Consider the following 17,997-nt stretch of genomic DNA (forward strand, 5'->3'; position numbering starts at 1 on the left):
CTTAGCGGGCTATAGGTGTCAGGCGAATCAAGTGGATGCGGCGGCTGTCGGCATTCAGGATGCGGAAGCGATAGGCGCCGATCTCGGTGGTTTCGTTACGCTTTGGCAGATGCCCGAACGCACTCATTACCAGGCCACCGACGGTGTCGAACTCATCGTCGGAGAATTCGCTGTCGAAGAACTCGTTGAAGTTCTCGATCGGCGTCAGCGCCTTGACCAGGAAGTCACCACTGGGCAGCGGCTTGATGTAGCTGTCTTCTTCGACGTCGTGCTCATCTTCGATGTCGCCGACGATCTGTTCCAGCACGTCTTCGATGGTCACCAGGCCCGCCACGCCGCCGTATTCGTCGATCACAATGGCCATGTGATTGTGGTTGGCGCGAAATTCGCGCAGCAGCACATTCAGGCGCTTGGATTCGGGCACGAAGGTGGCCGGACGCAGCAGGTCCTTGATGTTGAAGCTGTCACCGTTCTCCTTGAGGATCAGCGGCAGCAGGTCCTTGGCCAGCAGGACACCCATGACGTCGTCATGGCTTTCACCGATCACCGGGTAGCGCGAGTGCGCCGAGTCGATCACGGCCGGGAGGAATTCCCGTGGGGTCTGGGTCGCCTTGATGCTGATCATCTGCGAACGCGGGACCATGATGTCCCGAACCTGCAGGTCAGCCACCTGGATGGCGCCTTCGACGATGGCCAGCGCTTCGCTGTCCAGCAACTTGTTCTGATGGGCCTCGCGCAGCAGCTCCAGCAGCTCCTGGCGGTTTTTCGGCTCGTGGGCAAAAGCCTGGGTCAGTTTACCCAGCCATGACTTTTGCCCGTTGCTCGATCGGTCTTCGCTCATAGCGATTACTCTAAATCCTTTGATGTGACAGTTGAGTGTTGATCAGTTTTCGTCGTCTGCATACGGATCAGGGTGACCCAATTCTGCAAGCAACGTTCGTTCCAGCGCTTCCATTTCCTCGGCTTCTTCATCGTCTATATGGTCGTAACCCAAGAGATGCAAGCAGCCGTGGATGACTAGATGGGCCCAGTGAGCCTCGAGTTCCTTGCCTTGTTCCTTCGCTTCACGCTCGACCACCTCGACGCAGATCACCAGGTCGCCCAGCAAGGGGATGTCCAGTAACTCATCGGGTACGTCAGCGGGAAACGACAGCACGTTGGTCGCGTAGTCCTTCTGGCGCCAGGTGTGATTCAGTTCGCGACCCTCGGGCTCGTCCACCAGGCGGATGGTCAGTTCCGAGTCGGCGGTGCGCTGGCGCAGGGCCAGGGCGCACCATTGCCGGAACTGTTCTTCACTGGGGGCGGGCGCTTCGGTGGCCAGCTGCAGGTCAAGCTCAAGCATCGCGGCGAACGTCCTTGGCCGGTGCGTCATCGCGGTGGTCGAAGCGCTCATAGGCTTCGACAATGCGCTGCACCAGTGGGTGGCGGACCACGTCCTTGGGCATGAAGTGCGTGAAGCTGATACCCGGCACATCCTTGAGCACCTCGATCACCTGGGCCAGGCCGGACTTGGTGCCTTTGGGCAGGTCGACCTGGGTGACGTCACCGGTGATCACGGCGGTGGAGCCGAAACCGATCCGGGTGAGGAACATCTTCATCTGCTCGACGGTGGTGTTCTGGCTTTCGTCGAGGATGATGAAACTGTTGTTCAAGGTGCGGCCGCGCATGTAGGCCAGCGGAGCGATCTCGATCACCTGGCGCTCGATCAGCTTGGCCACGTATTCAAAGCCGAGCATCTCGTACAGCGCGTCGTAGAGCGGGCGCAGGTACGGGTCGATCTTCTGGGCCAGGTCGCCGGGCAGGAAGCCGAGTTTTTCACCGGCCTCCACCGCTGGGCGCACCAGCAGGATACGGCGTACTTGCTCGCGCTCCAGAGCGTCGACCGCACAGGCCACGGCCAGGTAGGTCTTGCCGGTACCGGCGGGTCCGATGCCGAAGTTGATGTCGTTGCCGAGGATTTCCTTGACGTAGCGCTGCTGATTCAAGCCGCGAGGGCGAATCATGCCTTTTTTGGTACGCAGGGCCACGCTGGCTTCGGCCACCGGGTTGTTGGCCAGGTCTTCCACGGCGGACTCCTGCAGGTACAGGTGCACCGTTTCCGGCGACAGTTCACTGCCCTTGGTCTCGCGATAGAGGCGACGCAGCAGGTTTTCTGCAGACGTGGTGTGTTGGGGGTCGCCAATAAGCTCGAACTGATTGCCGCGATTGCGGATCTCGATGCTCAGGCGTTGTTCGATCAGGCGCAGGTGCTCGTCGAACTGTCCGCACAGGTTGGCGAAACGGCGAGCCTCAAAGGGCTCGAGGAGAAAACGATGGGGTTCTGCTATGGGTGCGTTCAAGGTTGCTTTTAGCCGCCCTTTGGCTGTTTAAGTGAAAGAGAGGATAACGCCAGTGACGCGGGTACGAAAGCACTTACGTCATTGGAATGTTGCACGGTTCCAATGTGGGAGGGGGCTTGCCCCCGATAGCGGTGTGCCGGCAATCAATGAGTGCTCTGATTCGCCGCCATCGAGGGCAAGCCCCCTCCCACGCTTATTGCACCAGCGACCCACGCAACGAGTGCGGTTGCGCCGCATCGATGTGCACATCGGCAAATTGGCCGATCAGGGTTGGACTATCGCAACGGAAGTTGACGATCCGATTGTTCTCGGTGCGGCCCTGCAATTCGCCAGGGTCTTTTTTCGAGTAGTCGGTGACCAGGATGCGCTGGATCGAACCGACCATTTGTCGGCTGATCTCGAAACCCTGCTGGTTAAGGCGATGTTGCAGCGCGTTCAAGCGCTCTTTTTTCAGCGCTTCCGGCGTTTCGTCCAACAGGTCCGCCGCCGGGGTGCCTGGGCGCTGGCTGTAGACGAACGAGTAGGAGAAGTCGAAACCGACGTCTTCGATCAGCTTCATGGTCTGCTGGAAGTCTTTCTCGGTTTCGCCGGGGAAGCCGACGATAAAGTCTGAGCTGATGCAGATGCCTGGCACCGCTGCGCGCAATTTGCGCAGTTTGGATTTGTATTCCAGGGCGGTGTGGTTGCGCTTCATCGCCGAGAGGATGCGGTCCGAGCCCGACTGCACCGGCAAGTGCAGGTGCTTGACCAGTTCCGGCACTTCGGCATGGGCCTGGATCAGGCTGTCGGAGAATTCCAGCGGGTGCGAGGTGGTGTAGCGAATGCGCTCGATGCCATCCACCGCAGCGACCACGCGGATCAACTCCGCCAGGTCAGCCAGGCGCCCGTCGTGGGTCAGGCCGCGATAGCCGTTGACGTTCTGGCCCAGCAGGGTCACTTCGCGCACGCCGTTTTCGGCCAGGTGGATGATTTCTGCGAGCACGTCGTCAAACGGCCGGCTGACTTCTTCACCACGGGTGTAGGGCACCACACAGAAGGTGCAGTACTTGCTGCAGCCTTCCATCACCGACACGTAGGCGCTCGGCCCGTCGATGCGCGGCTCGGGCAGGTGGTCGAATTTTTCGATTTCCGGGAACGAGACGTCGACCTGGGGCAGCTTGGTGATGCGTGCGGCGTCGATCATTTCCGGCAGGCGGTGCAGGGTCTGTGGGCCGAAGACCACGTCGACATACGGCGCACGGTCGCGGATCGCGGCGCCTTCCTGGCTGGCCACGCAACCGCCGACGGCGATCACCATGTCGGGGTTGGCCAGTTTCAATTCGCGCCAGCGGCCCAGCTGCGAGTACACACGGTCCTGGGCTCGCTCACGGATCGAGCAGGTATTGAGCAGGATCACGTCGGCATCTTCGGCGCGGGCGGTGACTTCCAGGGCCTGGTGTTCACCCAGCAGGTCGACCATGCGCGAGCTGTCGTACTCGTTCATCTGGCAACCGTGGGTTTCGATATAAAGCTTCTTGGCCATGGGAATCGTCAACTGGTGGTAAAGAACCGCGCATTATAGGGGTCATGCCCATCGGTTCCTAGCGCTGTGCATCGGGTGCCATGCTATAGTTCGCGCCCTCTTTTATATCCCCCATGTGTTCCTCACCCACCATGACCAAACGTGAAGCTCCAATCTATAAGGTGATTTTCCTCAACCAGGGCCAGGTGTTCGAAATGTACGCCAAGCAGATCTATCAAAGTGATCTGTGGGGCTTCCTGGAAGTGGAAGAGTTCGTCTTTGGCGAGCGCACGCAGCTGGTCGTCGATCCGGGCGAGGAAAAACTCAAGGCCCAGTTCGAAGGTGTGGTGCGCAGTTTTGTGCCGATGCATTCGATTGTGCGCATCGACGAAGTCGAGCGCCTGGGCACGCCGAAAATCAGCGAAGCCCGGGGCGTGAGCAATGTCATGCCGTTTCCGATGCCGATGCCTGAAAAGTGAATTTCAACTATTTTGTAGGGCGTTTCTGATTTTGCTCTCTCGTGCATAGACATTTTGTTTGAAAAATAGCAGATTTTGTTTATGCAGAGAGGGCGTCATGAATATACCAATAAGAAAGTGCCTCGACGTTTCCCCTGTTTCAGTGGCGTTTTAGTTTCGCTTGTTCATTAATGAGCCGTCAAAAAAGTTTGCTTTTGAAGCGCGTGGGCATTAGCGCACTGTTGCACTATTACGCCACGCTATTAGTTAACGCCGAGTTTCTTTTCACGCAGTCATCAACGGACTTATCTGTTCGGGAGTAGCCTTGTGCGCGATCCTCGTTATGACATTCTGTTTGAACCGGTACAAATAGGCCCGGTTCGCACCCGCAACCGTTTTTATCAAGTTCCCCACTGTAATGGCATGGGTCATGTGCATCCGTCGGCCATGGCCCGTATGCGCGGCGTAAAAGCCGAGGGAGGGTGGGGCGTGGTCTGTACCGAAGAATGTGAGATCAGCCCGCTGAGCGAGTTCTCTCCCTACATAGAGGCGCGTTTGTGGGATGAACGCGACATTCCGGCACTCGCTCGGATGTGTGAGGCGGTCCACGAGTACGGTTCACTGGCCGGCGTCGAGTTGGCGTTCAATGGTTACTCCGCGCCCAACCGCTACAGCCGTGAAATCCCCTGGGCGCCCTCCAATACGCCAGTGCGTGGTTATGACCCCGTGCAGGCGCGGGCCATGAGTCGTGCCGATATCCAGCAGTTACGCGCCATGCACCGCGCAGCCGCCCTGCGGGCGCGGGACGCGGGTTTTGACATCATTTATGTCTATGCCGGGCATGACCTGAGCGTGCCATTCCATTTCCTCACGCCGCGTAATAACCGGCGCACCGATGAGTACGGCGGCCTACTGGAAAACCGCGTGCGCCTGTTGCGCGAATTGATTGAAGACACCCGCGATGCGGTCGGTGATCGGTGCGCCGTGGCGGTGCGCCTGGCGGTGGATGAGCAGATGGCCGGCGGTCTGTGTCGCGAGGGCGAAGGTACTGAAATTTTCTCGATGCTGGCGAACTTGCCGGACCTGTGGGATGTAAATGTCGCCGATTGGGCCAACGACAGCGTCACCGCGCGCTTTGCCTCGGAAGGTTATCAAGAGGCCTTCCTGCTGGGGCTCAAGGCGTTGACTTGCAAGCCGGTAGTCGGCGTCGGGCGGTTCACCTCGCCGGACACTATGGTCTCCATGGTCCGCCGTGGCGTTCTCGACCTCATTGGCGCGGCCCGCCCTTCGATTGCCGATCCTTTCCTGCCAAAAAAGATTGAAGAGGGGCGCGCTGAAGAGATCCGTGAATGCATTGGCTGCAATGTGTGTGTCAGTGGCGATCACACCAGCACGCCTTTGCGTTGTACTCAGAATCCAACCATGGGCGAGGAGTGGCGGCGCGGCTGGCACCCCGAGTCGGTGAAGCGTACGTATGAGCCTGGGCGCGCCCTGGTGGTCGGCGCCGGCCCTGCAGGGCTTGAGTGCGCGCGGATACTGGGCGCGCGAGGGATGGACGTTGCGCTTGTAGACAGCCAGCGCACGCTGGGCGGACGCGTAGCCTTGGAGGCCCGGCTTCCGGGGCTGGCGAGTTGGGCGCGAGTCATCGACTATCGACTGGATGCCTTGAGCCGCCTGGCATCGGTCGAGATATATCGGGAAAGCCCATTGCAGGCCCAGGACATCCTCGACTTTGCTGCCGAACATGTGTTTATCGCCACCGGCTCTCGCTGGCGGCGGGACGGGCTGGGGCGCGCCCTGCGGTGCACCTTACCGGGTCTGGAATGCCTGCCCGTGCTGACGCCGGACGATCTGATGGCGGGTGTACTGCCGCCTTCACCGGTGCTGCTGTTCGACGACGATCACTATTACATGGGCAGTGTATTGGCCGAGCACTTGGTGGCGCGGGGCGTGGACGTGGTATTCGTCACCCCGGCGGCGGATGTGGCGGCGTGGACCCACAACACCCTGGAGCAGCATCGCATCCAGCGTCGGCTGCTGGAGTTGAATGTCACGATCATCCCGTCCCACACACTGGTCAGCGGTATGCCGGAAGGTGTGCTGGCCGGGTGCGTCTACACCGAGCGAACTCGCTTTATTCCAGCAGCGTCCCTGTTGTTGGTCACGTCCCGCGAACCCGAGCAGACGCTGTTTAACGCGTTGAATAACGCGCCCGAGCACCTGCGTGCGGCCGGCATCAGCACGCTGTCGTTGATCGGCGACTGCATGGCACCCGGCACGATAGCCGCTGCGGTCTATTCGGGGCATCGAATGGCACGAGAGTTCGATGCGCCTGCTGATTCTTTATTTGTACGTCGAGAAATTCCGTTGATCGAGGTGTAGCGGATATTGCTGTTTCATTAATAACGAGGAATACAATAATGAAAAAAATAATCCTGATGTTATTTGCTCTGTTCTTTATAAGCGCGCCACTCGTTGCCGACGAATATACGGTAATTCGTTTCGGTGTCGACCCCAACTATGCTCCGTTTGCCTATAAGGACCGGACGGGAACTTTGACTGGTTTCGAAGTTGATATAGGCAATGCTGTTTGCGCACATTTGAATATTCGCTGCCAGTGGGTCGAGAGCGACTTCGACGGAATGGTCCCGAGCCTGAACGCCGGCAAGATCGACGCGATCCTGGCTTCAATGACGGTCACCGAAGCACGGCAAAAGGTGATCGATTTTTCCTCAGAGGTGTTTTCCAGCCCTACTGCCATGGTATTCCGCCCCGGCACTGAGCTGGCCAAGGGTACGGCCGTGGGCTATTTGCAGGGCAGTACTCAAGAAACTTACGCCCGCCAAGTGCTCGTTAAACAGGGCATGAAGGTCGTGGCGTACGCCGATCAGGAGCAGGTCTACGCCGATCTGGTAGCGGGACGTTTGCAGGCTTCGCTGCAGGATGCCCAGCAGGCGCAAAGCGGATTTTTGCGCCTGCCCCAAGGCGCGGGGTTCGTGCTGGGGCCGTTGATTGAAAGCGAACTGATGCCCTCCCAAAGTGCTATCGGTATCGCCAAGGGCAACCACGTGTTGAAAGCCTTGCTAGACAACGGGTTGGCCGCCCTGCACGTCGATGGCACCTATGCCCGGCTGCAAGAACAGTACTTTCCGGGTGTGGATATGTTCAGCGGTCAATGATCGGCGAGGCCCCAACCATGCTACCGACCTTCACGCAATTCGCTGCAACCTTGGACGATTTCGCGCCGCTGTTGTTGCACGGTGTCTGGATCACACTGCAACTGGCGTTGTTATCACTGCTGTTGGGGCTGGTATTCGGCCTGGTGGGTGCAGGCGCCAAGCTGTCCGGGTGCAGGGCTTGGCGCTTCTGCGCACAGCTCTACACCACCCTGATCCGTGGGGTGCCGGACCTGCTTTTGATGTTGTTGATTTTCTACGGGGCACAAACCGGCTTGAGTCGTCTGACGCAGGAACTGGGCTGGGCCTACATCGAAATCGACCCTTTCAGCGCAGGAGTGCTCACCTTGGGGTTTATCTACGGCGCCTATTTCACCGAAACCTTTCGCGGCGCCTTGCTGGCCGTGCCTCGCGGTCAGTTCCAAGCCGCCAAGGCCTTGGGCATGACTTTCAGCCAAGCTTTCGTGCACGTGATATTCCCGCAAATGATGCGGTTCGCCCTGCCAGGGCTGGGCAATAACTGGATGGTTTTGCTCAAGGCCACTGCGCTGGTATCGATCATCGGCCTGGCGGATTTGATCAAGGTGGCCCAGGTAGCGGGCAAGAGCAGCCAACAGGTGTTGGCCTTTTTGCTGATGGCGGCATCGGTCTACCTGTTGCTCAGCAGCGTTTCAAGCCTCGCGTTGCGCTGGTTGGCGCGTCGCTACTGCGGCGGTGTGCAGGAGTCATCACGATGATCGAGTTGATCCAGGAGTACTGGCGGCCGTTGCTCTATTCCGACGGTCAACAACTGACAGGCCTGGCCATGACCCTGTGGCTGACCAGTGCCTCGCTGTGTTTCGGCCTGCTGCTTGCACTGCCACTGTCCATTGCCAGGGCGTCCTCCCGGCGCCGGTGGCGTTGGCCGGTGCAAAGCTTCACCTATCTGTTTCGCGGCACGCCGCTGTATATCCAGTTGCTCATCTTCTACACCGGTATCTACAGCATTGCTGCGGTTCGTGAGCAACCACTGCTGGATGGGTTTTTCCGCGAGGCACTGAACTGCACGCTGTTGGCGTTCGCCCTGAATACCGCGGCCTACACCACGGAAATACTGGCGGGTGAGATTCGAGCGATGCCGCGCGGTGAAATCGAGGCTGCGCGGTCCTTGGGGTTCGATGGTTGGAAGCTGTATGTCCACTTGATCATGCCTTCGGCCCTGCGCCGCGCATTGCCCTACTACAGCAATGAAGTGATTTTCATGCTGCATTCCACCACGTTGGCGTTTACGGCCACCGTGCCGGACATCCTCAAAGTGGCCCGGGATGCCAACGCTGCCACCTTCCTGACCTTCCAATCCTTCGGCCTCGCCGCAGTCCTTTACCTGTGCATCACCTTTGCCTTGGTCGGTCTGTTTCGCCTGGCAGAACGGCGTTGGCTGCGCTTTCTTGATCCAGGCCGATAGGAGGCCGATATGCAGGCTCACATACACGAGTTACTGGCGGCTGTGCCGGGTACGGCACGACAGATCCATAGCTTTCATTACGGTCCAGACAATGCGCCTGGCAAGGTCTACCTCCAGGCCTCGCTGCATGCCGATGAGTTGCCGGGGATGCTGGTCCTATGGCATCTGAAGCAACGGTTGGCGCAGCTGGAGGCGGCCGGATTGTTGCGTTGGTCGGTTGTGCTGGTGCCGTTGGCCAATCCGCTGGGGTTGGAACAGGTGCTGATGGACGTGCCTCAGGGGCGCTTCGATAACGATAGCCGGGAGAACTTCAACCGTTTCTTCCTTGATGTGAGCCAGCAGGTCGGTGATTGCGTGCAAGACCTGTTGACCGATGATCCTGCCAACAATCTGCAACTGATCCGTTCCAGCCTGCGGCAAACGCTTGCCTGCCAAGTACCGGCGACGCAGTTGCAATCGATGCGCTTGGTCCTGCAAACGCTGGCCTGTGACGCTGATATCGTACTGGACCTGCATTGTGATTTCGAAGCCGTGCAGCACTTGTACCTGTCACCGGATTTCTGGTCACAGGTGGAGCCCTTGGCTCGCTACCTGGGCGCCAGGGCATGCTTTCTCACCAAGGAGGCAGGAGGGCAGTCGTTCGATGAGTGCTTTACGTTGTTCTGGGCGCAGATGCAGGCGCGGTTTACCGGGCGCTTTACAGCGCCGGGGTTCGCGGTGACGGTGGAATTGCGAGGTGTTGCCGATGTGGACCACGGCCTGGCGCGGCAGGATTGCCAGGCACTGATTAACTACCTGATTCAGCGCGGAGCCATTGATGGCCATGCGCCGCCCCCGCCGCCATTACTCCACGCGCCGACGCCGTTGGCCGGGGTAGAGCCCGTGATCAGTCCGGTGGGAGGTTTGATTGTGTTTTGCGCGCAGGTGGGCGATTCCCTGGAGGCGGGGCAAGTCCTGGCCGAAATCATTGATCCGATCACCGACCACGTAACTCCGGTCATTTGTACGCGCGGGGGGCTTTTGTATGTTCGGTCACTACGGCGAATGGCTACCGCTGGTATGACGATTGCTCATGTCGCAGGCCCGAAGGCATATCGACAGGGTTATCTGTTATCGCCTTGATCAGGGCAGGGGTGAGAAGGGCGAGCGCCCATCGGCACTCTGCAGCTCCAGCAGGTAGTTGCGGAAAATCTGCCCCAGGACCTGGGTGGCCACTTCCAATTCATCGCGTTGCATGTGCTCGGCGACTTCGTCGGCGGTGTCCAGCGCGTCTTCAGCGCCGTTGACCGCGGCCATTTTCAGCACGATATAGGCCTGGACGTTATTGGCGGGCACGCCTTCGCCTTTGAAGAACATGGTACCCAATTGGAATTGCGCCTGGGCGTGGCCTTGCAACGAGGCTTTCTCGAAGTAGCTCAAGGCTTTGTTGAGGTCACGGGCCGGGTTTTTGCTGTCGTGGTAGTACTCGCCCAACTCGTATTGCGCCTGCGCATCCCCGCCGTCGGCCTGTTTCTGACACGCGCTCAGGGCTTCGGCCTGGCTGTCTGGCTGGGTATTGAGGGTGCAACGACCCATCGCTGGAATTAACAACGAGTTGCCGCCTGCCTGGGCATGTGCCAGCAGCGGCTGAAGGAGCAACAGGCAGCCCAGTACCAGGGCGCGGCCGGTGCGTTTCATGGGAATCGACTTACCTCTGACGGGGCGCGCGGATCCTCTCGGGATCCAATAAGCGCGCATTATGAAATAAGCAGGCCTCTGCTTACAAAGTCTTTACTCGTTTTTCTGCTGCTTGGGCAAGTTATCTGCCGGATTGCAGGTAAATTCTCGGAAAAATAAGGAAATGCCTGTCAGCAAAGTAGCAAATCTGACGCCGCCTACAGCAACGCCAGATTTTTCAGCGGCTATTTCAGTGCGGCAAACGCGCGCTCGGCGGCATCCAGGGTCAGTTTCAGCTCGGCATCGCCATGGGCGATCGAGGTAAAACCGGCTTCGAAGGCACTCGGCGCCAGGTACACGCCGCCCTCCAGCATCAGGTGGAAGAAGCGCTTGAACAGGTCGGCATCGCTGCCCATCACATCATCAAAGGTGACGATGTCATCGGCGCCGCTGAAGTACAGGCCAAACATGCCGCCCGCTTGCGTGGTCACGAACGGGATACCGGCGGCATCGGCGCGCTGTTGCAGGCCGTCCAGCAGGCGGGTGGTGTAGTCGGTCAGCTCGGCGTGGAAGCCCGGGCGGCTGATCAGGCGCAGGGTGGTCAGGCCGGCCGCCATGGCCAGAGGGTTACCCGAGAGTGTGCCGGCCTGGTACACCGGGCCCAGCGGCGCGATGTGCTGCATGATTTCGCGTTTGCCGCCGAAGCAGCCCACGGGCATGCCGCCACCGATGATCTTGCCGAACGTGCTCAGGTCCGGTGTGACGCCGTAGTGCGCCTGGGCACCGCCGAGGGCAACGCGGAAGCCGGTCATCACTTCGTCGAAAATCAGCACTACGCCGTGCTTGTCGCATTGTTCGCGCAGGCCTTGCAGAAAGCCAGGGGCAGGTGGCACGCAGTTCATGTTGCCGGCCACCGGCTCGACGATGATGCACGCCACGTCCTGGCCGACTTCACTGAGCATCTGCTCGACGGCACCGATGTCGTTGAACGGCAGGGTCAGGGTGTGTTTGGCGAACGCTGCCGGTACGCCGGCCGAGCTGGGTACGCCTTGGGTCAGCGCGCCGGAACCGGCTTTGACCAGCAGGCTGTCGGAATGGCCGTGGTAGCAGCCTTCGAACTTGATGATGCTGTCGCGGCCGGTGAAACCACGGGCCAGGCGGATCGCGCTCATGGTGGCTTCGGTGCCGGAGCTGACCATGCGCACCATCTCCATCGACGGCACGATGCTGCAGACCAGATCGGCCATCTCGGTTTCCATGGCGGTCGGCGCGCCGTAGGACAAGCCGTGTTCCAGTTGCTTGCGCACGGCGTCCAGCACGTCCGGGTGGCTATGGCCGAGGATCATCGGCCCCCAGGAACCGACGTAATCCACGTAGCGCTTGTCATCTTCGTCGGTGACGTAGGCGCCTTCGGCATGCTTGAAGAACAACGGCGTGCCGCCCACGCTCTTGAACGCACGCACGGGGGAGTTCACACCGCCGGGGATGTGTTTCTGGGCATTGGCAAACAGGGTTTCGGAACGAGACATGGTGAGGGCTCTCTGAATTCAGGATTTGATGAGTTCGTTGAAGGCGCGGGCGCGGCGCGTGACTTCCTGGGTGCTGTCGGCACCGAACAGGCCGTGGACCACGGCCAGCAGGTCGGCACCATGAGCCACCAGCGGTCCGGCGTTCTCCAGGGTGATGCCGCCGATCACGCAGATCGGCACATGCAGGCGCTTGCGGGCCTCGGCGAGCATTTCAACGGTGGCGGCCGGAGCGCCCGGCTTGGTGTTGGAATTGAAGAAGCGGCCGAAGGCGACATAACTGGCGCCTTCTTTTGCCGCCTGTTCGGCCAGTTCGATCTGGCCGTGGCAGGTGGCGCCGATGATCGCCTTGGAACCGAGCAGCGCACGGGCCGGCGTCAGTGGGCCGTCGGTCTGGCCCAGGTGCACGCCGACGCCCAGGCGCGCGGCCAAGTCAAAGTCATCATTGATAATAAGCTGGGTCTTGTAGCGCGAGCACAGCTCCCGCAGTTTTTCGGCTTCGCGCAGGCGCCGGGCTTCGTCGCTACTTTTGTCGCGGTACTGCAGCAGGGTCACGCCACCGTCCAATGCCGCTTCGACGTAGGCGAGGAACTTGCCGGCCAACAGTTGGCTGTCGGTAATGGCGTAAAGGCCACGTAGTTTCATCGGGCAGGCCTCTTGCTTTTAAGAGCAGAAAGTTACGAACAGAAATCCAGCGGCAGACGGCGCGGTACAAACTGGCCCTGGCCGAGTTGTTCGGCGTCACGCAGGGTGCGCCAAGTGTAGTTAAGTGCCGACTGCACCGCACTCACCAGCCCTTCGCCTTGGGCGATCCGTCCGGCCAGGGCGCTGGCCAGGGTGCAGCCCGAACCGTGATAGCTGCCGGGCAGGCGCTGGCAGGTAAAGGTCTGGCGCGTGCCATCACGGCTGTAGAGGCGGTTGTGCACTTCGTGCTCATCGCCATGGCCGCCGGTGATCAACAGATGCTTGATAAACGGCAACAGCTTCTCGGCACATTCGTCGGCGGTGCCCTCGGGCAGCTCGGCGAGGATACGGGCTTCAGGCAGGTTCGGCGTGGCGATCAGCGACAGCGGCAGCAGCCGCTCGCGCATGGCATAGCCGACTTCGTCCTTGCCCAGGCTGCCGCCGCCGCCGGCGCGCAGCACCGGGTCGCACACGACCGGCAGGTGCGGGTGCGCCTGCAGCAGTTCGACCACGGTGTCGACCATTGCGGTAGAGCCGAGCATGCCCAGCTTGACCGCCGCCACTTCGGAGTCGTCGAGTACGGCATTGGCCTGGGCCAGTACCCACTCACGGTCGAGCACGCGGAAATCGCTGACATTGACGGTGTTCTGCACAGTCAGGGCAGTGACGGCCGGAGCCGCGTGGCAGCCTTGGGCGAGCAGGGCTTCGATATCTGCCTGCAAGCCGGCGCCACCACTGGGATCATGGCCGGAGAGACAGAGGACAACGGGGCGAGAGCTGTAGATATTCATGGTGCGCGAGCTTACCACCAAACGCTTTTGGCGGGGCCTTCGGGCGATGGTTGAATTTTGTCCAAAGAATGACGATTTTTTGGCGCTTTTCTTCTCGCAAAAAGCGCTGAAAGCCTTGTTCTAGAGCGTTAAGGAAAATTATTTCAATGGTGTCCAATGGCCTTTGGTGGCTATGCTAAAGTGGATCCAAACAACTTACTGTACCGCCGGTGTACGTCTTCTCAAAAGGATGGGGGGCTTTTGACATAACCGGACAGGCCACGCTGGGGCTCTATGCGCTATTTGCTGATCTTATTGTTGTGCGGGCTGCCGATGCTCGCCAGCGCCATCGAGTTCAATCAGGACACCCGAAGCCTGCCGCTGGGCCGAGCCATGCAAGTGCTCGAAGACCCGACCGATGCCCTCACCATCGCCGAAGTAAGCTCTCCCGCCTACGCTGCTCAATTCAAGCACCATGACAAAGCCACCCTCAACGCCGGCTATTCGCGCTCGGTGTTCTGGCTCAAGGTCGACCTGCATTACATGGCCAAGGACCCCCGTGCCCCCCGCACCTGGTTCCTGGAGTTGGCTTATCCACCGCTCAATCATCTGGACCTGTACCAGAACGATGGCACCGGCAATTATCGGCTGGCCAGCCGCACCGGCAGTGCGCTGCCTTTTTCCAGTCGTGACGTCAGCCAGAGCAACTATCTGTTCAAGCTCAACTTTGTGCCCAACCAGCAACAGACGCTCTACCTGCGCCTGCAAAGTGAAGGCTCGATCCAGGCGCCGCTGACGCTCTGGTCCGGCACCGCTTACCTGGAGCAACAACCGCTGCGCCTGTCTGTGCTTGGCGTGATCTACGGCGTATTGCTGGGGATGCTGGTCTACAACCTGTTCATCTACCTGAGCGTGCGCGACACCAGCTACCTGTATTACATCCTCTATATCGCCTCGTTTGGCCTGTACCAACTGTCGGTCAATGGCGTGGCCGTGCAGTACTTCTGGCCGAACAACCCGTGGTGGGCGAATGCAGCGGTACCGCTGCTGATCGGTTCGGCGGCGCTGTTCGGCAGCCTGTTCGCCCGTAGCTTCCTGCATACCGCGCAGCACAGCCGCTGGCTCAACCGGGTCTTGCTGACACTGGCGGTATGCGGCGCCGTAGTGATGGCGCTGGCGCTGCTGACCAGCTACGCCTTGGCCTTGCGCCTGGCGACCGGTTTGGCGCTGGTATTCACCGTGACCATCTTCGTCGCCGCCATCAAGGCCTGGTACTGTGGCCAGCGGGTGGCGCGGTATTTCATCATCGCCTGGTCGGCGTTCCTGTTGGGTGGGGTGGTGAATACGCTGATGGTGCTGGGCTACTTGCCCAATGTGTTCCTCACCATGTACGCCAGCCAGATCGGCTCAGCGATTGAAGTGGCGCTGTTATCCCTGGCCCTCGCCGACCGCATCAATGCCATGCGTGAGCAGCAGGCGCAGATCCTGTTCGATGCCAGCCAGAAGCTCGAAGTGCTCAACCAGCAACTGGCCCGCAGCAATCGTCTCAAGGATGAATTCCTCGCAACCCTGACCCATGAACTGCGCACGCCCATGAACGGTGTGATCGGCTCCCTTGAACTGATGCAAACGGTACCGCTGGACGACGACCTGACGCAGTACCAGCAAACTGCCGCCGGTTCGGCACGGGACATGATGCGCATGGTCGATGGCATCCTCACACTTACCGAATTGCAGGCCGGCCGCCTGAGTGCCCAGCCTCGGGTGTTCAGCCTGCGCGGTGTGCTCGACACCTTGCGCCAGCAATTCAACGCCAGCGCCCAAGGCAAAGGCCTGGCATTTTCCATCGATGTGGCCGAGGAGCTGCCGGACCGCGTGGTGGGTGACGTCGACAAACTGATCCAGTGCCTGGATTGCTTGCTGGACAACGCTTTCAAGTTCACCCGCGAAGGCTCCGTGCGCCTGCGAGTGGTGGGTGTACCTCACACTGATGGCGGCGTACGCCTGAGCTTTATTGTTACCGACACCGGTATTGGCTTCGCCTTCCTCGACGAGGCGACCTTGTACCAGCGCTTTTTCCAGCTCGATGGCTCCATGACCCGCGAATACGGCGGCCTGGGTATCGGCCTGGCCATCTGCCGGCAATTGATCGAGCTGTTGGGCGGACGCCTTACCCATCATTCCGAGCCGCACAAGGGCAGCCGCTTCCAGCTGGACGTGAAAGTCAGCCCGGTGCCGCCCGAGGCAGAACCGGCGTCCGACCGGCAACGCGCGCCCCAGGATTGCGCGGTATTGCTGGTGGATGACCACAGCGTCGGCCAGTTGGTGGTGCGCGGCATGTTGCTTAAGTTGGGCTACCGGGTGAAAACCGTGGAGAGCGGTCCGGCGGCGTTGGCGGCCTTGCAGGGGCAAAACTTCGACGCCGTCTTGTTGGATATACCTGAAGGCGGTTTCTCGTTGTGCTGTCAGATTCGTGCACTGCCGGGCTGTGGTGAATTGCCGGTGATCGCCTTGAGTACGTCGCTGAATACGTCTGAGCGCGAGCGCTGCCATGGCATCGGCATCACCGACCGCCTGGCCAAGCCGGTGCGCTTCGAGGCGTTGCAGGCGGTACTGGAACGCCACTTGTTGAGCGCGCTAGAGGGCGAAAGCGCCGGGCATTCGGCGCGTATGCCACTTTTTTAACCCGGATGACGGTGCTTAACTGAAAAAACCGGCCTCAATCGATCTGCGCCTTCATGGGTAGGTGCGCATTCGACAGGGCCTTTTTCCAGGAGGCCCGTCATGAACCTGCACCAGTTCGCCGAAACCCACGACGTCACCAACCAGCCGCCCTCCCTGGACGGCACCAACCTGTACCGCATCGACGTGCCCCTGCAAGAATGGTCGCGGCGCTTTGGCGCCGGCTGGGCGCAGGCGCGCATCGATGCATACGGAGCGTTGGCCGGCGGGCCGCTGATGGCGGCCGGGTTCCTGGCCAACCAGAACAAACCGCTGTTCAGCAGCCATGACCGGTATGGGCATCGTATCGATCTGGTGGAGTTTCACCCGGCCTACCACGAGCTGATGCGCACGGCAGTCGAGCATGGCCTGCCGTCGCTGCCGTGGGCCCATCCACAGTCTGGCGCCCATGTGGCGCGCGCAGCCATGACCTACCTGCACAGCCAGGCGGAGGCCGGCACCGGCTGCCCACTGACCATGACCTTCGCCTGTGTCCCGGCCCTGCGCTTGCAACCCGACCTGGCGCAGACCTGGCTGCCGAAAATCCTCAGCACCCAATACGACCCGCGCAATGTCGGCATTGCCCACAAGGCCGGTGTAACCATCGGCATGGCGATGACCGAGAAACAGGGCGGCACCGACGTGCGCGCCAACACCACCCGCGCCTATCCAGTGGGCGCGGGCGGGCCCGGGCAAGCCTATGAGCTGGTGGGCCACAAGTGGTTCTGCTCGGCGCCGATGTGCGATGCCTTCCTGACCCTGGCCCAGACCGACAAAGGCCTGACCTGTTTCCTGCTACCCCGGCACCGCCCGGATGACACCCGCAACGAGTTCTACATCCAGCGCCTGAAAAACAAATTGGGTAACTGCTCCAACGCCTCCAGTGAAGTGGAGTTTCGCGGCGCCCTGGCCTGGATGATCGGCGAAGAGGGGCGTGGCGTGCCGACCATCATCGAGATGGTTGCCATGACGCGTTTCGATTGCATGGTCGGCTCCAGCGCCTTGATGCGCCAGGCGCTGACCCAGGCCAGTCATCATTGCGCCCATCGTCTGGTCGGTGGCCGCGTACTCAGCGAGCAACCCTTGATGCAAAACGTGCTGGCCGACCTGGCCCTGGAAAGCGAAGCCGCGCTGGCCTTGAGCATGCGCATGGGCTGCGCCCTGGACAACCTGGGCGATGAGCGCGAAGCCAAGTTCGCTCGGCTGGTGACGGCGGTGGGCAAGTATTGGATCTGCAAGCGCGCCCCGGCGATGATCAACGAAGCCGCCGAATGCATGGGCGGCGCGGGCTACGTGGAGGACAGCATCCTGCCGCGCTTGTACCGTGAGGCACCGGTGAATTCGACGTGGGAAGGTTCCGGCAATGTGCAATGCCTGGATGTGCTGCGCGCACTGTCCAAGGAGCCCGGCGTGCTGGAAGCGCTGTTTGTCGAACTCGGTGACGGGCATGGTGATAAGCAACTGGCGCGGCATATCGAACACCTGAAGTCGGCGTTCATGGACACCCAGGACATCCAGTACCGCGCGCGGCAGTTGACCGAGGACATCGCCGTGGCGCTGCAGGCCAAGTTGCTGCTGGAAGCCGGTCATGGGGCGGTCAGCGATGGTTTTATTGCCAGCCGTTTGGGCCAGTCGTCTGGCCGCGTCTACGGCACCTTGCCGCGTGGCGTCGATGTCGGGGCCATCGTCGCGCGCTCAAGCCCCAATGTATCTGAATAAACA

The 17,997-nt window shown here is 60.6% G+C and carries 16 protein-coding genes; 8 read left to right on the plus strand and 8 right to left on the minus strand.

Annotated elements, in window-relative coordinates:
* Position 1 precedes the first annotated feature (1 nt).
* The 4 genes from FBY10_RS13805 to miaB all read right to left on the minus strand — a co-directional run bounded on the left by FBY10_RS13805 (position 2) and on the right by miaB (position 3,861).
* Complete coding sequence (locus FBY10_RS13805; RefSeq protein ID WP_005791724.1) at positions 2-841, minus strand: HlyC/CorC family transporter; 840 nt, start codon at positions 839-841, stop codon at positions 2-4.
* Between the two features lie 42 nt (positions 842-883).
* A complete protein-coding gene (ybeY, locus tag FBY10_RS13810; protein ID WP_053138075.1) occupies positions 884-1,342 on the minus strand; it encodes an rRNA maturation RNase YbeY in 459 nt (152 codons plus the stop codon).
* The gene (locus FBY10_RS13815) at positions 1,335-2,339 is read right to left on the minus strand and encodes a PhoH family protein (RefSeq protein ID WP_131700106.1); all 1,005 of its coding nucleotides are present in this window, start codon (positions 2,337-2,339) and stop codon (positions 1,335-1,337) included. Before FBY10_RS13815 ends, ybeY begins: the two co-directional genes overlap by 8 nt.
* A gap of 193 nt (positions 2,340-2,532) precedes the next feature.
* Positions 2,533-3,861: a tRNA (N6-isopentenyl adenosine(37)-C2)-methylthiotransferase MiaB gene (gene miaB, locus FBY10_RS13820; protein ID WP_145336724.1), complete on the minus strand. Its 1,329-nt coding sequence runs from the start codon at positions 3,859-3,861 to the stop codon at positions 2,533-2,535.
* A 131-nt stretch (positions 3,862-3,992) separates the two neighbouring features.
* Between miaB and FBY10_RS13825 the strand changes: the two genes are divergently transcribed.
* The 6 genes from FBY10_RS13825 to FBY10_RS13850 all read left to right on the plus strand — a co-directional run bounded on the left by FBY10_RS13825 (position 3,993) and on the right by FBY10_RS13850 (position 10,040).
* The gene (locus tag FBY10_RS13825) at positions 3,993-4,319 is read left to right on the plus strand and encodes a DUF1820 family protein (RefSeq protein ID WP_003236992.1); all 327 of its coding nucleotides are present in this window, start codon (positions 3,993-3,995) and stop codon (positions 4,317-4,319) included.
* Between the two features lie 306 nt (positions 4,320-4,625).
* Positions 4,626-6,680, plus strand: a complete 2,055-nt coding sequence (locus tag FBY10_RS13830; protein WP_145336722.1) for an FAD-dependent oxidoreductase — start codon at positions 4,626-4,628, stop codon at positions 6,678-6,680.
* A 38-nt stretch (positions 6,681-6,718) separates the two neighbouring features.
* The gene (locus FBY10_RS13835) at positions 6,719-7,477 is read left to right on the plus strand and encodes a transporter substrate-binding domain-containing protein (protein WP_131700108.1); all 759 of its coding nucleotides are present in this window, start codon (positions 6,719-6,721) and stop codon (positions 7,475-7,477) included.
* A gap of 17 nt (positions 7,478-7,494) precedes the next feature.
* Complete coding sequence (locus FBY10_RS13840; protein ID WP_145336720.1) at positions 7,495-8,211, plus strand: ABC transporter permease; 717 nt, start codon at positions 7,495-7,497, stop codon at positions 8,209-8,211.
* Positions 8,208-8,918, plus strand: a complete 711-nt coding sequence (locus FBY10_RS13845) for an ABC transporter permease (protein WP_145336718.1) — start codon at positions 8,208-8,210, stop codon at positions 8,916-8,918. The genes FBY10_RS13840 and FBY10_RS13845 overlap by 4 nt, the downstream gene beginning before the upstream one ends.
* 9 nt (positions 8,919-8,927) lie before the next feature.
* Positions 8,928-10,040: a succinylglutamate desuccinylase/aspartoacylase family protein gene (locus FBY10_RS13850; protein ID WP_145336716.1), complete on the plus strand. Its 1,113-nt coding sequence runs from the start codon at positions 8,928-8,930 to the stop codon at positions 10,038-10,040.
* On the opposite strand, the gene FBY10_RS13855 is transcribed toward FBY10_RS13850, so the two are convergent.
* The 4 genes from FBY10_RS13855 to FBY10_RS13870 form a co-directional block, all read right to left on the minus strand.
* Positions 10,041-10,595, minus strand: a complete 555-nt coding sequence (locus FBY10_RS13855) for a tetratricopeptide repeat protein (protein WP_131700112.1) — start codon at positions 10,593-10,595, stop codon at positions 10,041-10,043.
* A 224-nt stretch (positions 10,596-10,819) separates the two neighbouring features.
* Positions 10,820-12,103: a glutamate-1-semialdehyde 2,1-aminomutase gene (gene hemL / locus FBY10_RS13860; protein ID WP_131700113.1), complete on the minus strand. Its 1,284-nt coding sequence runs from the start codon at positions 12,101-12,103 to the stop codon at positions 10,820-10,822.
* Positions 12,104-12,121: 18 nt separating this feature from the next.
* Positions 12,122-12,745 carry a thiamine phosphate synthase gene (gene thiE / locus FBY10_RS13865; protein ID WP_131700114.1) on the minus strand — a complete coding sequence of 208 codons (624 nt, stop codon included), beginning with the start codon at positions 12,743-12,745 and terminating at the stop codon, positions 12,122-12,124.
* 32 nt (positions 12,746-12,777) lie between these two features.
* A complete protein-coding gene (locus FBY10_RS13870) occupies positions 12,778-13,575 on the minus strand; it encodes a hydroxymethylpyrimidine/phosphomethylpyrimidine kinase (RefSeq protein WP_145336714.1) in 798 nt (265 codons plus the stop codon).
* A 273-nt stretch (positions 13,576-13,848) separates the two neighbouring features.
* Between FBY10_RS13870 and FBY10_RS13875 the strand changes: the two genes are divergently transcribed.
* The gene (locus FBY10_RS13875; RefSeq protein WP_145336712.1) at positions 13,849-16,239 is read left to right on the plus strand and encodes a hybrid sensor histidine kinase/response regulator; all 2,391 of its coding nucleotides are present in this window, start codon (positions 13,849-13,851) and stop codon (positions 16,237-16,239) included.
* A gap of 99 nt (positions 16,240-16,338) precedes the next feature.
* Positions 16,339-17,994 carry an acyl-CoA dehydrogenase family protein gene (locus FBY10_RS13880; RefSeq protein WP_145336711.1) on the plus strand — a complete coding sequence of 552 codons (1,656 nt, stop codon included), beginning with the start codon at positions 16,339-16,341 and terminating at the stop codon, positions 17,992-17,994.
* Positions 17,995-17,997 lie beyond the last annotated feature (3 nt).

Origin of the sequence: Pseudomonas sp. SJZ103 (genome assembly GCF_007828335.1) — a bacterium.
Classification (GTDB): Bacteria; Pseudomonadota; Gammaproteobacteria; order Pseudomonadales; family Pseudomonadaceae; genus Aquipseudomonas.

Excerpts from the sequence above, each read along its gene's own strand:
- FBY10_RS13805 (WP_005791724.1), bottom strand. The coding sequence starts at position 841 with ATGAGCGAAGACCGATCGAGCAACGGGCAAAAGTCATGGCTGGGTAAA.
- ybeY (WP_053138075.1), bottom strand. The coding sequence starts at position 1,342 with ATGCTTGAGCTTGACCTGCAGCTGGCCACCGAAGCGCCCGCCCCCAGT.
- miaB (WP_145336724.1), bottom strand. The coding sequence starts at position 3,861 with ATGGCCAAGAAGCTTTATATCGAAACCCACGGTTGCCAGATGAACGAG.
- FBY10_RS13825 (WP_003236992.1), top strand. The coding sequence starts at position 3,993 with ATGACCAAACGTGAAGCTCCAATCTATAAGGTGATTTTCCTCAACCAG.
- FBY10_RS13835 (WP_131700108.1), top strand. The coding sequence starts at position 6,719 with ATGAAAAAAATAATCCTGATGTTATTTGCTCTGTTCTTTATAAGCGCG.
- FBY10_RS13840 (WP_145336720.1), top strand. The coding sequence starts at position 7,495 with ATGCTACCGACCTTCACGCAATTCGCTGCAACCTTGGACGATTTCGCG.
- FBY10_RS13845 (WP_145336718.1), top strand. The coding sequence starts at position 8,208 with ATGATCGAGTTGATCCAGGAGTACTGGCGGCCGTTGCTCTATTCCGAC.
- FBY10_RS13850 (WP_145336716.1), top strand. The coding sequence starts at position 8,928 with ATGCAGGCTCACATACACGAGTTACTGGCGGCTGTGCCGGGTACGGCA.
- FBY10_RS13855 (WP_131700112.1), bottom strand. The coding sequence starts at position 10,595 with ATGAAACGCACCGGCCGCGCCCTGGTACTGGGCTGCCTGTTGCTCCTT.
- hemL (WP_131700113.1), bottom strand. The coding sequence starts at position 12,103 with ATGTCTCGTTCCGAAACCCTGTTTGCCAATGCCCAGAAACACATCCCC.
- thiE (WP_131700114.1), bottom strand. The coding sequence starts at position 12,745 with ATGAAACTACGTGGCCTTTACGCCATTACCGACAGCCAACTGTTGGCC.
- FBY10_RS13870 (WP_145336714.1), bottom strand. The coding sequence starts at position 13,575 with ATGAATATCTACAGCTCTCGCCCCGTTGTCCTCTGTCTCTCCGGCCAT.
- FBY10_RS13875 (WP_145336712.1), top strand. The coding sequence starts at position 13,849 with ATGCGCTATTTGCTGATCTTATTGTTGTGCGGGCTGCCGATGCTCGCC.
- FBY10_RS13880 (WP_145336711.1), top strand. The coding sequence starts at position 16,339 with ATGAACCTGCACCAGTTCGCCGAAACCCACGACGTCACCAACCAGCCG.